Origin of the sequence: Halomonas sp. H10-9-1 (assembly GCF_040147005.1) — a bacterium.
In the GTDB taxonomy this organism is placed as follows: Bacteria; Pseudomonadota; Gammaproteobacteria; order Pseudomonadales; family Halomonadaceae; genus Halomonas.
The window spans coordinates 2,826,207-2,838,457 of the sequence record NZ_JAMSHO010000001.1; the positions used below are offsets into that span (position 1 = coordinate 2,826,207).

General features: G+C 67.3%; 12 protein-coding genes and 1 pseudogene. 10 read left to right on the top strand and 3 right to left on the bottom strand.

The features are described from left to right. Positions 1 to 78: 78 nt before the first annotated feature. A complete protein-coding gene (locus NFH66_RS12970; protein WP_349610640.1) occupies positions 79 to 984 on the bottom strand; it encodes a LysR family transcriptional regulator in 906 nt (301 codons plus the stop codon). A gap of 111 nt (positions 985 to 1,095) precedes the next feature. Here NFH66_RS12970 and NFH66_RS12975 point away from each other — a divergent pair, with 111 nt between their 5' ends. The 3 genes from NFH66_RS12975 (at position 1,096) to NFH66_RS12985 (ending at position 4,052) form a co-directional block, all read left to right on the top strand. Next, positions 1,096 to 2,169, top strand: a complete 1,074-nt coding sequence (locus NFH66_RS12975) for a tartrate dehydrogenase (RefSeq protein ID WP_349610641.1) — start codon at positions 1,096 to 1,098, stop codon at positions 2,167 to 2,169. A 189-nt stretch (positions 2,170 to 2,358) separates the two neighbouring features. Further along, on the top strand, positions 2,359 to 3,693 hold the full coding sequence (locus NFH66_RS12980) for an NAD(P)/FAD-dependent oxidoreductase (RefSeq protein WP_349610642.1): 1,335 nt from the start codon (positions 2,359 to 2,361) through the stop codon (positions 3,691 to 3,693). An 11-nt stretch (positions 3,694 to 3,704) separates the two neighbouring features. Next, positions 3,705 to 4,052 (top strand): hypothetical protein, encoded by a 348-nt coding sequence (locus NFH66_RS12985; protein WP_349610643.1) that lies wholly within the window; start codon positions 3,705 to 3,707, stop codon positions 4,050 to 4,052. A gap of 25 nt (positions 4,053 to 4,077) precedes the next feature. Here NFH66_RS12985 and NFH66_RS12990 read toward each other — a convergent pair whose 3' ends face one another. Then, positions 4,078 to 4,953 (bottom strand): class I SAM-dependent methyltransferase, encoded by an 876-nt coding sequence (locus NFH66_RS12990; protein WP_349610644.1) that lies wholly within the window; start codon positions 4,951 to 4,953, stop codon positions 4,078 to 4,080. Between the two features lie 251 nt (positions 4,954 to 5,204). Here NFH66_RS12990 and NFH66_RS12995 point away from each other — a divergent pair, with 251 nt between their 5' ends. The 6 genes and pseudogenes from NFH66_RS12995 to NFH66_RS13020 form a co-directional block, all read left to right on the top strand. Then, a complete protein-coding gene (locus tag NFH66_RS12995) occupies positions 5,205 to 6,221 on the top strand; it encodes a succinylglutamate desuccinylase (protein WP_349610645.1) in 1,017 nt (338 codons plus the stop codon). A 181-nt stretch (positions 6,222 to 6,402) separates the two neighbouring features. Further along, positions 6,403 to 7,173: an ABC transporter ATP-binding protein gene (locus NFH66_RS13000; protein WP_349610646.1), complete on the top strand. Its 771-nt coding sequence runs from the start codon at positions 6,403 to 6,405 to the stop codon at positions 7,171 to 7,173. A gap of 21 nt (positions 7,174 to 7,194) precedes the next feature. Further along, the gene (locus NFH66_RS13005; RefSeq protein WP_349610647.1) at positions 7,195 to 7,899 is read left to right on the top strand and encodes an ABC transporter permease; all 705 of its coding nucleotides are present in this window, start codon (positions 7,195 to 7,197) and stop codon (positions 7,897 to 7,899) included. Further along, entirely contained in the window at positions 7,899 to 8,630 is a 732-nt protein-coding gene (locus NFH66_RS13010; RefSeq protein ID WP_349610648.1) for an ABC transporter permease, read from the top strand. The genes NFH66_RS13005 and NFH66_RS13010 overlap by 1 nt, the downstream gene beginning before the upstream one ends. A gap of 138 nt (positions 8,631 to 8,768) precedes the next feature. After that, a complete protein-coding gene (locus NFH66_RS13015) occupies positions 8,769 to 9,539 on the top strand; it encodes a transporter substrate-binding domain-containing protein (RefSeq protein ID WP_349610649.1) in 771 nt (256 codons plus the stop codon). Positions 9,540 to 9,785: 246 nt separating this feature from the next. Then, positions 9,786 to 10,154: pseudogene (locus tag NFH66_RS13020) on the top strand (TraX family protein); the annotation flags it as partial. A gap of 36 nt (positions 10,155 to 10,190) precedes the next feature. On the opposite strand, the gene NFH66_RS13025 reads toward NFH66_RS13020, so the two are convergent. Then, a complete protein-coding gene (locus NFH66_RS13025) occupies positions 10,191 to 11,096 on the bottom strand; it encodes a LysR substrate-binding domain-containing protein (protein WP_349610651.1) in 906 nt (301 codons plus the stop codon). Positions 11,097 to 11,206: 110 nt separating this feature from the next. Between NFH66_RS13025 and NFH66_RS13030 the strand changes: the two genes are divergently transcribed. Further along, positions 11,207 to 12,202 (top strand): YeiH family protein, encoded by a 996-nt coding sequence (locus NFH66_RS13030; RefSeq protein ID WP_349610652.1) that lies wholly within the window; start codon positions 11,207 to 11,209, stop codon positions 12,200 to 12,202. Positions 12,203 to 12,251: the final 49 nt, after the last annotated feature.

Genomic DNA, 12,251 nt, shown 5'->3' on the forward strand with positions numbered 1-12,251 from the left:
TCCCATCTTGCAAATTGGTTCCTCATATCGCCCCGTGGCTGACGCATGATCTCGAGGGAGCCCTGTGAAAGGTCCAGCTCACCCCACCCGCCTCGGCAGCTCTCGACGAAGCAGGTCCACGAAAGCACGAATCCGTGCAGGGACATGGCGCCGCTGGCGATAGACCGCATGGAAGTCGGCGCGCACGCCCTGCCACTCGGGCAGCAACTCCACCAACCGCCCGGCCGCCAGGTGCGACTGGACATCCCACCGTGACCGCAGGATGACCCCGTGGCCATCCAGCGCCAGCCGTACGATCACCTCGCCGTCGTTGCTGGCCAGCGGCCCCGAGACCTTGACCGCCTGCTCCTGGCCGCCGCCGTCGCGGCGTCGGAAGCGCCACAGCGCGAAGTCACTGTCGTTCTCGCGCAACACCAGGCAGGGGTGCCCCGACAGGTCCGCCGGCTCCGCCAGGCGGGGCATTCGCTCGGCATAGGTGGGCGCCGCACACAGGATCCGCCGGTTGTCGAGGACGCGCTGGGCGACGAGGCGCGAATCGGGGAGGGCACCGACCCGGATACTGATGTCCACGCCCTGCTCACCCGGCGTCATGGGGAAGTTGGTGAGCTCGAGGGTGCCCTCCACGCCCGGGTGGCTGGCGCAGAAACAGGAGAGAAGCGGCGCCACGTGGCGCCGTCCGAAGCCGAAGGTGGCATTGATCTTGAGCGGTCCACACAGCTCGGAGCGCTGGGCGCCGAGCGCCTCCTCCAGCTCGGCCAGCTCGTCGAGGATCGCCCCGCCATCGGCCAGGTAGCGCTCCCCTTCCGCCGTCAGGGTCAGGCGCCGCGTGGTACGACTGGCCAGGCTGACCCCCAGGCGCGACTCGAGCTGCTTCAGGCGCTTGCTGACCGCCGACAGGGAGAGCCCCAGGTCGCGGGCGGTCGCCGTCAGGCTGCCGGCACGCGCCAGGCGCTGGAAGAAGGCGAGGTCATCTAGCGGCGCCATGGAACTCTCCACTCAGGGTCAACAATGCCTTGCATCCTAGCCTGATTATCTCTTGGCTGTCAGGGGCTAGAGTAGGCACATTTCCGGCACAGAGAATAAGGAGAAGGATACATGGCACAGCGTATCGCAGTGATCCCCGGCGACGGCATCGGCAAGGAGGTGATGCCCGAGGGCGTGCGCGCCCTGAAGGCCGCCGCCGAGCGCTTCGGCATCGAGATCGAGCTTACCTCCTTCGACTTCGCCAGCTGCGACTACTACGCCGAGCACGGCCAGATGATGCCCGATGACTGGTTCGAGCAATTGAAGGACTTCGATGCGCTGTTCTACGGCGCCATCGGCTGGCCGGAGACCGTTCCCGACCACGTCTCGCTGTGGGGCTCGCTGCTGCAGTTTCGCCGCCAGTTTGATCAGTACATCAACCTGCGCCCCTGCCGGCTGCTGCCCGGCGTCAAGAGCCCGCTGGCCGGCCGCCAGCCCGGCGATATCGACTTCTATGTGGTACGCGAGAATACCGAGGGCGAGTACTCCAGCGTCGGCGGCAAGATGTTCGAGGGCACCGAGCGCGAGGTGGTGATCCAGGAGACGGTGATGACCCGCCACGGCACCGACCGGGTGCTGCGATTCGCCTATGAGCTGGCCCAGTCACGCCCAAGGAAGAAGCTCACCTCGGCCACCAAGTCCAACGGCATCGCCATCACCATGCCCTGGTGGGACGAGCGCGTGAAGGCGATGGGGGCGAACTATCCGGAGGTAAGCGTCGACCAGTTCCATATCGATATCCTCACCGCCAACTTCGTGATGCACCCCGACTGGTTCGACGTGGTGGTGGCCAGCAACCTGTTCGGCGACATCCTCTCCGACCTGGGTCCGGCCTGCACCGGCACCATCGGCGTGGCGCCCTCGGCCAACATCAACCCGGAAGGCACCTTCCCGAGCCTGTTCGAGCCGGTACACGGCAGCGCCCCGGACATCGCCGGGCGCGGCATCGCCAACCCCATCGGCCAGATCTGGTCGGCGGCGATGATGCTCGAGCACCTGGGCCACCAGGAAGCGGCCGATGCCATCGTCGACGCCTTCGAAGCGGTGCTTGCCGCGGGCGACAGGGAGGTACTGACGCCGGATGTGGGCGGCCAAGGCACCACCGAGGGCCTGGGCCGGGCCATCGCCGAGCGAATTGCGCGCTGACACTCGCACCTTGAGTGGGCGACGGCGGCCGTAGCCATTGTGATGGCCCAGGACGGCCCGCGGCCTGGTGGATTCGGCATCGAGCGGCAAGTTGCCGCAGACCAAGGAACCACAGACGACTTCTCGGCGAAGAGCTATTCATAAGCTTATATCCGGCTTATCGGCTATCGTCGCCGCAGGAGTCCCGTCATGTCATCTCTTCCTCTGTCAGGGCCGCGCCTGGGGCGCCGCCAGCTGCTCAAGCTGGGGCTGGGCGCCGGCGCCGCCGGTCTGCTGCCCCTGGCCGCTCTTCAGGCCGAAACGGTCGCGACTCGCGCCCGCGTGGTGATCCTTGGCGGCGGCGCCGCCGGCATGGCCATGGCCAACCGCCTGGCCATGCGGCTCAACGGCGCCCGCATCACCGTAGTGGAGCCTCGCGAGACCCACCACTATCAGCCCGGCTGGACCCTGGTCGCCTCGGGGGTCTGGGAGGCTGACCGCACCACCCGCCCCAACACCGACTTCCGCCCCGCCGGCATCGGCTGGGTCAAGGGACCGGCGGTGGGCATCGATGCCGGACAGCGGCGCATCACCCTGGCCGATGCCAGCACCCTGGAGTATGACCTCCTGGTGATCGCCACCGGCCTGCAGCTCAACTATCACCTGATCGAGGGCATGTCACCGGAGCTGGTCGGTAGCCACGGCATCGGCAGTGTCTATGCCGGCCTGGAAGCGGCCAGCCGTACGCGGGACGCCATCGACGCCTGGCTCGCGCAAGGCGGCGGCCAGGGGCTCTTCACCACACCGCCCACCGCCATCAAGTGTGCCGGCGCACCGATCAAGATGACCTTTACCACGCTGTCGCGCATCAAGGCCGCCTCTGACCGTGACGCCTTCAAGCTGGACTACTTCACGCCTAGCGACGGCATGTTTAGTCAGCCCTGGATCAGCGACTTCCTCAAGCAGCGCTTCGATCACGAAGGCATCACTCGCCATCATGGACGCCACTTGTCGGCCATCGACCCGCAAGCACGCCAGGCCGAGTTCACCGCACGCGACGGCACGACCGAGGTGCGCGACTACGACTTCCTCCATGTGGTGCCGCCCATGAGCGCGCCGGACTTCGTCAAGGCCAGCGATCTGATCGCCCGTGACGGCCCCTTCGCCGGCGAGTGGCTGGATACCGACATCCACACCCTGCAGCACAACCGCTATCCGGAGGTGTTCGGCATCGGCGACGTGATCGGCGCACCGATCAACAAGACCGCGGCCAGCGTCAAGGCCCAGGCACCGGTGGTGGAGGCCAACATCGCAGCCTTCCTGCAGGGGCGTCAGTTGCCGGCCCGGCACAACGGCTACACCTCCTGCCCGCTGATCACCGATATCGGCAAGGCGATGCTGGTGGAGTTCGGGTATGACAACGACATGGCCTTCCTACCCTCCTTCTCGTTCATCGACCCGAAGGAGGAGTCATGGGCCGCCTGGGTGCTCAAGGACTATCTCCTGCAGCCCGCCTACTACGCCATGCTCGAAGGCCGCGTTTAAGGAGATCTGCCATGACATTCTCACTTGCCGGCATCCTCGCGGTGCTCTCTCACGCCCTCCCACCTTTCCTGCCGCTGATCCTGGCGATCCTCGCCGTGCTCGCCCTCGCCCAACTGGCCGGACGGCTGCGCGGCTATCGCCTCATCGACTATCGCTGCCGGGCGGCCGATGGCATCGCCCTGCTGGTGGGCCTGTCGACCTTATGGTGGTTACCTGTGCTGACCCATTCGAGGCTCGCCTTCGTGGCCACCGCCACCGACTGGGCCGCGCTGATCGCCGCTGCACTTGGTGTCGCCCTGATCACGTGGCTGGTGCTCCACCCGCTGAGCTATCTGGTGCGTGGCTCCCGCCTCAGCTGAACATGCTGCCATCGGACGGCCCGCCTCAGGCCAAGCGCCAGCAGCCGGCCAGGATGCGCACCTTGTCCGCCGCCAGGTTGTCGCGCAGATTGCGCCCCATGGCGGCGAAGCGCTCGCCGAAGATCAGCGCCGGCCCCGGCAGCGCCGGGGCGGCGGGCAGCTCTTCGGCAGCCTCGCGACGACTGTGCTTCTGGCGCCAGGCCAGGGCCGTCGCGGTCACGTCCTCCAGCGACTCGCTCACGAAGCCCGCCGCGGCCAAACGCGCCTCGAAGGCCGCTCGGGAGCATAGATGACTCGCCGCCGGGTCGCTGGCCCAGGGCACCGGCAGCGCGATGGGCTCGGGGTTGTCACCAGACACCACCTCATGCAGCAGCACCCGACCACCGGGCTTCAGCAGCCGCCGCCACTCCGCCAGCACCGCGGCCACGTCAGGCATGTTCATCAGCGCATGCTGGCACCACACCGCGTCGAAGGTCGCCTCCGCAAGCGGCGTGCGCGCTGCGTCCGCGCACAGGAAGCGGGAACTCTCGGCCAGCCCGGTGGCACGGCTCAACCATTCGGCCACCTCGATAAAGGCGGCGGTGATATCTACTCCCAGCGCCTCGCAGCCAAACTCCTGCGCCAGCAGACGGCTGGCCCCGCCGGTGCCGCAGCCAACGTCCAGCACCCGCTCACCGGGCACCAGCCTCCCCAGCGCCGCCAGGTGGCGACTTGCCCGACGCCCGCCCAGGTGCAGCTGATCGATCCCGGCGATCTCGTCGAGGCCGAGATGCTCGGGATCATGCCCCGCCGCACGGAAGGCGGCCGCCAGGCGCACCATCAGCGATTCGCCACCGGCCTGTGCCGCGCCGTCGTAGTGGCCTGCCAGGGTGGCAGGTGACAAGGCGGAGGGATCGGGCATGACAGGCTCCTCTGACGTGATTAAGGGGGCGTGGTTAAAGGGAGGGTGTGGCTGAGGGGTGGCGTGGATGAAGCGAGCAATGCGCGGCACCCAGCATAGCGCCGCACCACCGGCCGCCCCATAGGCCAAAAGTCCCGCCGACGGCGACTTTCACCCTCGCACCGGTACTTTCACGCCATCGACGCCCCCCTTGCCTGGCGCCGCCGCCTGGCGGAAGGTAGTCATATGACCCACCGCCGAGGAGCTGTTCCATGCCCCCATCGCGCCCCCAAACGGCATCGAGCGAGTCGCTGTCAAGCTGGATTCGACGCAGCCTCGACGACGACCCCATCGACGCCTTCACGCTGCCCGGAGGACGCGCCGAGCCCCGCGGTCCCGGCCTGCTGGAGCTGATACCGGACGCCCCCGCCGTCGAGGCCCCGGCCGGCGTGATCTCGGTGGGCATTCACGGCAACGAGACCGCCCCCATAGAGCTGCTGCAGCGCTGTCTGAAGGCGCTTGGCGCCGGAGAGACGAGCGTCGGCGCCCCCACGTTGCTGGTCCTCGGCAGCCTCGAGGCGATCCGCCGCGACGTGCGCTTTATCGACACCAACCTCAATCGGCTGTTTCGTCGCGACCTGGAGGAGACAGGCGCCGAACCCGAGCGCGCCCGCACCCTGATGGGGGCGATTGATGCCTTCTTCGCCCGCTACCCCGGCCGCGCGCGGCTGCACTACGACCTCCATACCGCCATCCGCGACAGCCGCTACCCGCGCTTCGCGGTAGAGCCCTATGCCGACGCCGTCACTCCACCGCAGCACTGGGCCTGGCTGGCCGCCGCCGATATTCAGGCGGTGCTTCACCAGCATCGCCATAGCTGGACCTTTTCCCACTACACCAAGCACTACCACGGTGCGGCGGCCTTCACCCTGGAGCTGGGCCGGGCGCGTCCCTTCGGCCACAATGACCTGGCCCCACTGGCGCCCATGGGTCGGCTGCTGCTGGCCCTGCTGGCGGGACAACCGCCGCGGCGGAGCGACCCCCAACGCATGACCTTCCTGCGCGTCGAGCACGAGCTGATGCGCCGCAGCGAGGCCTTTCGCCTGGCCTTCGCCGATGACATCCCCAACTTCACCGAGTTCGCCCCCGGCAGCCTGCTGGCCGAGGATGGTGAACACGGCGCAACCCATGTTGGCGAAGTGCCGCTGGCGGTGGTATTCCCCAACGCCAACGTCGAGCTGGGTGCCCGAGCGGCGCTGCTGGCCCGGCCAGTCGCGCCCCCCGCCTAAGAGGCTCACCGCTACAATTGGAAGAAACTCTTATAACAATCACAAACAGGAGGTAAAATCGTGCCCTTTTGCCACGCCGTGCTCGACTCGCGTCGCCCCGCACTCCAGCAGGGTCGATCGACACCTGTCCGGCGGGTCACCCCCCATCCCGTGCGACACGCCTTATCCGGAGTCCGATCCCATGGCTGAAAACCCGATTCCGCTGCAAGTCCGCGATATCAAGAAGCGCTTCGGCGACACCGAAGTGCTCAAGGGCCTGTCGCTCACCGCTCACAAGGGCGACGTCATCACCCTGATCGGCGCCTCCGGCTCCGGCAAGAGCACCTTCCTACGCTGCATGAACCTGCTCGAGCAGCCCGACGAGGGTGATCTGATCGTCCACGGCGAAGAGATCCGCTTCAAGCAGACCAGGCACGGCCGCGAGCCAGCCGACTGGAAGCAGGTCGTCAACATGCGTGCCAAGCTCTCGATGGTGTTTCAGAGCTTCAACCTGTGGGCTCATATGACGCTGCTGGAAAACGTCATCGAGGCGCCGGTGCATGTGCTCGGCAAGTCCAAGTCGGACGCCATCGACCATGCTCGCCAGTTGCTCGAGCGGGTGGGCCTGAGCGAGCGCGCCGATGCCTACCCGGCGCAGATGTCCGGCGGTCAGCAGCAGCGCGGTGCCATCGCCCGGGCGCTGGCCATGGACCCGGAGGTGATGCTGTTCGACGAGCCCACTTCGGCCCTCGACCCGGAGCTCGTCGGCGACGTGCTCAAGGTGATGCGCGACCTGGCCGCGGAGGGGCGCACCATGATCCTGGTCACCCATGAGATGGCCTTCGCCCGGGACGTCTCCAGCCAGGTGGTCTACCTCCACCAGGGCGTGATCGAGGAGTCGGGGGCCCCGGAAGAGGTGCTGGGCAATCCCCGCTCCGAGCGCCTCCAGCAGTTCCTGGCACCCAAGCACTGACAGCCGAGCGAGGAGAACGTCATGATCGATCTGCACGGCTACGGGCCGCGGCTCGTCGAAGGCGCCCTGATCACCATCGAGCTGGCGCTGCTGTCGCTGGTGCTGGCCATCCTATTGGGGCTTGCCACCGCCAGCGCCAAGATGTCACGCAACTGGCTGGCCCACCGCATCGGCACGCTCTACACCACCATCGTGCGCGGGGTCCCCGACCTGGTGCTGATGCTGCTGCTGTTCTTCGGCGGCCAGATCGGCATCAATATGGTCACCGATGCGCTCTATGACCACTTCGGTTGGGACATCTTCATCAACATCAACGAATTCGTGGCGGGAGTGCTGACCATCGGGCTGATCTTCGGTGCCTACATGGGCGAGACCTTCCGTGGCGCCTTCCTCGCCGTCGATGCGGGTCAGACCGAGGCCGGCCGCGCCTACGGCATGGGGCCCTGGCTACTGTTTCGACGCATTCGCTTCCCGCAGATGATGCGCCACGCCCTGCCCGGCATCTCCAACAACTGGATGGTGCTGCTCAAGACCACCGCGCTGGTCTCGGTGATCGGCCTCTCGGACATGGTGCGCGTGGCCGCCGAGGCGTCCAAGGCCACCCGCGAACCCTTCACCTTCATGATGATCGTGGCGGTGATCTACCTGCTGATCGCCAGCGTCTCCGAGTGGACCTTCGCGCGCCTGCAGAAGCGCTATAACGTCGGCTACGGGGAGACAGACTGATGGACGCCCTGATGAACTGGCTCGAGGCCACCCTGGCCGACAACAGCATCTTCACCCTGCAGACCCTCGGCTACTACGGCGAGGGGCTTGTCACCACCGTGCAACTGGTGTTTCTGTCGCTGATCGTCGGCCTGGTGCTGGCGGTGCCCCTGGCCATCGGCCGCGGCTCTCGGCATCGCTGGATCAACCTGCCGATCTTCTTCTACTGCTACGTGTTCCGTGGCACGCCACTGCTCGTGCAGCTTTATCTGATCTACTACGGGGTGGTGTTCGTCGAGGGCATCCAGGAGAGCTGGCTGTGGGTGATCCTCGAGAAGCCCTTCGTACCGGCGCTGATCGCCTTCACTCTCAACACCGCGGCCTACACTACGGAGATCTTCCGCGGCGCCATCAAGGCCACGTCCCGCGGTGAGATCGAGGCGGCCCGCGCCTACGGCATGTCCGATCGCCTGATGCTGCGACGGATCGTGCTGCCCAGCGCCTTCCGCCGTGCCCTGCCGGCCTACGGCAACGAAGTGATCTTCATGCTCCACGCCAGCGCCATAGCAAGCGTGGTCACCATCATGGATCTCACCGGGGCGGCACGCTTCGTCTATGCGCGCTTCTATGCCCCCTTCGACGCCTTCCTGTTCGTGGCGGCCATCTACCTTTGCCTGACCTTTGCCATTCTCTACTTCTTCCGCTGGCTGGAGCGCCGACTGCTCGCCCATCTCAAGCCGGCGGGGGGCTGAAATGGTCTCAAACGCCCGTTGGGAACCAGCGTTTACACCTGCGCCGGTTCCCCCCTTTCGACCCATTCGGCGATCCGCTATGGTTGAGCTGTCATCACCCACAAGGTGATTCCCCCAACAACACGGGAAACCAGCCCCATGCAGCTACACAAGATCCTCAGCCTCGGCGCCATCGGTGCCGCCCTTGTGGCCGGCACCGCCAGTGCCGACGTCCGTGACATCCGCATCGGCGTCGACGTGCCTTACGAGCCCATGGAGTACCGCACGCCAGACGGTGAGCTCACCGGCTTCGACATCGACCTGGGCAACGCCCTGTGTGCCGAGATCGGCATCGACTGCGAGTGGGTCGTGCAGGGCTGGGACGGCATCATCCCCGGCCTGATGGCACGCAAGTACGACGCCATCATGTCGTCGATGACCATCAATGAGCAGCGCCGTGAGCAGGTGCTGTTCTCCGACCCCTACATCACCCCGCCGTCGGCCTGGTTCACTCCCGGCGACGTCGAGATCGGTACCCCATCCGAGGAGACCCTAGAGGGTCTGACCGTTGGCGTGCAGCGCGGCACCCTGCAGGACAACTACGTCACCGACATGTATGGCGACGTGGCCGACGTCAACCGCTATGCCACCGCCGACGACATGGTGCTGGACATGGACTCAGGCCGCCTCGACGCGGTGTTCCTCGACTTCCCGATCGGCAAGTCGACCCTGCTCGACAGCGACGCGGGCGACTACAAGGTAGTGGGCCAGAAGATCACCGAGCCCAAGGAGTACTTCGGCGAAGGCTTCGGTATCGCCTTCCGCCAACGTGACGAGGCGCTGGCCGAGGCCTTCAACGAGGCGCTCGCCACACTGAAGGAGAACGGCACCTACGACGAGATCCACGCGACCTATTTCGGCGTGGAGTGAGCCGACACGAGCATCAGCCAGCGAACGGGGCCCCAGGGGCCCCGTTCGTGCGTTAAGGACCGGCTTCACCGCCGCATCGCGATCGTCCGGCGCAGGAAACTGCAGCAGTCCGATCACCCTCGCCAGCCCTCCTGCGCCGTGTGCCCTTGGCGACACTCAGATCCTGTATCTGTCGCCGAATCGCGACCCGGAACTCCCTCGTGCCTCGCGAGTCCATGCGACTCACACCCATTGCGCGAGGTTCCGATGGCTCAACAGGTAAGTGTCGCATCCCGGGCCGTCGCCGCCATGCATCGCCCTTCGTCCACCTGGACCGGCTGGGGCCAGTGGCTGGCGCTGATCACCATGACGGTGGATCACCTGACACGCTACGCCCTCCCCGACGGCTGGGAGCTGGGCTGGGCCGGGTCGTCAATCGGCCGCATCGCCTTTCCCCTGTTCGCGGCCATGGTGGCCTGGCACGGGCTCTTCAACACCCGCAACCCGCTGCGCTATGCCCGGCGCATCCTGGTGATCGGCCTGGTGGCCCAACTGCCCTATATGCTGATGCCACGCGCGGCGGATGGCCTGATCCCGAGGGTGCCGCTTGGCATGCCGCGACGGTTGTGGCTCGGCTGGTATCCCGGGCACTTCGCCGCCCTCGCCCTGTGGCTAGGGTTCGTCGGTGGGCTGGGCTGAGTGGCGCGCCTCGACCAGAAACACCTTGAAGGCCTGCCATAGCGGGCTGCGATAGCGCTGCGGGTGCCAGACCAACGAGAAGGTGCGGCGCAGCCGCAACGGCGTGTCGAGCGCGACCAGCTCGCCGCGCTCGAGCTCGCCGGCCACACTCAGCCGCGACAGGCAGCCGAGCCCCAGGCCGGCCCGCACCGCCTGCTTGATCGCCTCATGCTGGCCGAGCTCCATGCGCACCTTGGGCGGCGCGCCGCGGGCGCGCATGGCCTGCTCGAAGACGCTGCGGGTGCCCGAGCCGGTCTCGCGGAGGATCCAGTCGGCCTCGGCCAGCGCCGCCTCGTCGAGGCGCCCACGCCGGGCCAGCCCATGGCCCGGCGCGGCCACCACCACCATGCGATCCTCGCACCAGGCCTCGCTGGCCAGTGCCGGCTCGCGACACTCCCCTTCGATCAGCCCCAGGTCCGCCTCCAGGCGCAGCACATCGGTGATCACCTCGAAGGTGTTGCGCAGCCTGAGCCGCAGGTCCGCCGCCGGGTACGCTTCACTGAAGCGGCCGGCCAGGGCCGGCAGCAGGTAGGTGCCCACGGTGGCGCTGGCCGATACGCTGAGCACCCCCTGCAGGCGACCCTCGGGCTCGGTGGCCTCGGCCACGAAGCCGGCGACGCCGTCCAGCAGCTCCTCGGCCCGGGGCAGCAGCCGGCGACCCAGGTCGTTGAGGTGCAGGCGACGCCCCAGCCGCTCGAACAGCGCGATACCCAGGTGCCGCTCGAGGTCCGAGAGCGCCTGGCTGGTCGCCGACTGGGAGAGGCTGAGCTCGACGGCGGCCGCGCTCACCGTGCCGAGCCGCGCCACCGCAGCGAAGACCTGCAGCTGTCGAAAACTCACCGTGGGTGTCATATCGGTTTTTCCGAATAGCCAGTTCGTTATTAACTGATAACCATACGATCTGAATCGCGCCTAGGATAGTCCCGAACATCCCCGGAGAGGACATCATCATGTGGCAAGGCCTGGTGGTCTGTATCACCCTGACCGCCGCCGGCTTCGGCCTGGCACAGCTCCCCCCTCTGGCCAACGCCGGCATCAGCCCCCTGGTGGTGGCGCTGCTGCTCGGCATCGTAATCGGCAACACCCCGCTGGCCGGGAGCCTTCGCCACACCACGCCCGGGCTGAAATTCGCCACCCGCTGGCTGCTGCGCGGCGGCATCGTGCTGTTCGGCCTCTCGCTGACCCTGCAGCAGGTCGCCGCCCTGGGCCCCCGGGTGCTGCTGCTCGACGTGCTGGTCATCTCCAGCGTGCTGATCGTCGGCTACCTCATCGGCACCCGGGTGCTGGGCATGGACCGCGAGACCACCCTGCTGACCAGCGCCGGCAGCGCCATCTGCGGCGCCGCTGCGGTGCTGGCCACCGAGTCGACCATCCGCTCGCGCCCGGCAGCCACCTCCATGGCGGTGGCCACGGTGGTGCTGTTCGGCTCGCTGGCGATGCTGGCCTACCCGCTGCTCTATCCGCTGCTGGGCATGGAGGAGGGCCTCTACGGCGTCTATATCGGTGCCACCGTCCACGAGGTCGCCCAGGTGGTGGCCGCCGGCGAGGCGGTGGGCCCCGAGGCCCTGGCCAACGCGGTGATCGTCAAGCTGGTGCGGGTGATGCTGCTGGTGCCCTTCCTGCTGATCGTCGGCCAGTGGTGGATGCGCCGCCGCGAGGGGGATGAGGCTCAGGCAACCGGCGGCGGCCTGGTGATCCCCTGGTTCGCCTTCGGCTTCATGGCCATGGTGGTCTTCAACAGCCTGGTCCAGCTGCCCGCCCCGCTGCACGACGGCCTGGTGCTGGCCGGCCAGCTGGCGCTGACCATGGCCATGGCGGCGCTGGGCTACGAGACCCGGCTGGAGAAGCTCAAGGCGCTGGGCATCAAGCCCTTCATCCTGGCGCTGACGCTCTTCGTGCTGCTGCTCGGCGGCGGCCTGCTGGCCAGCACCCTGTTGATGGGCTGAGCTCGAATCAATCACCGCCCCGACGCCAGGAGCCTCAGGCTGCCCGGCA

Bases quoted from the DNA above. Each gene is read 5' to 3' on its own strand.
- NFH66_RS13000 (WP_349610646.1), top strand. From the start codon at position 6,403: ATGGCTGAAAACCCGATTCCGCTGCAAGTCCGCGATATCAAGAAGCGC.
- NFH66_RS13030 (WP_349610652.1), top strand. From the start codon at position 11,207: ATGTGGCAAGGCCTGGTGGTCTGTATCACCCTGACCGCCGCCGGCTTC.
- NFH66_RS12985 (WP_349610643.1), top strand. From the start codon at position 3,705: ATGACATTCTCACTTGCCGGCATCCTCGCGGTGCTCTCTCACGCCCTC.
- NFH66_RS13015 (WP_349610649.1), top strand. From the start codon at position 8,769: ATGCAGCTACACAAGATCCTCAGCCTCGGCGCCATCGGTGCCGCCCTT.
- NFH66_RS12980 (WP_349610642.1), top strand. From the start codon at position 2,359: ATGTCATCTCTTCCTCTGTCAGGGCCGCGCCTGGGGCGCCGCCAGCTG.
- NFH66_RS12990 (WP_349610644.1), bottom strand. From the start codon at position 4,953: ATGCCCGATCCCTCCGCCTTGTCACCTGCCACCCTGGCAGGCCACTAC.
- NFH66_RS13010 (WP_349610648.1), top strand. From the start codon at position 7,899: ATGGACGCCCTGATGAACTGGCTCGAGGCCACCCTGGCCGACAACAGC.
- NFH66_RS13005 (WP_349610647.1), top strand. From the start codon at position 7,195: ATGATCGATCTGCACGGCTACGGGCCGCGGCTCGTCGAAGGCGCCCTG.
- NFH66_RS12975 (WP_349610641.1), top strand. From the start codon at position 1,096: ATGGCACAGCGTATCGCAGTGATCCCCGGCGACGGCATCGGCAAGGAG.
- NFH66_RS12995 (WP_349610645.1), top strand. From the start codon at position 5,205: ATGCCCCCATCGCGCCCCCAAACGGCATCGAGCGAGTCGCTGTCAAGC.
- NFH66_RS12970 (WP_349610640.1), bottom strand. From the start codon at position 984: ATGGCGCCGCTAGATGACCTCGCCTTCTTCCAGCGCCTGGCGCGTGCC.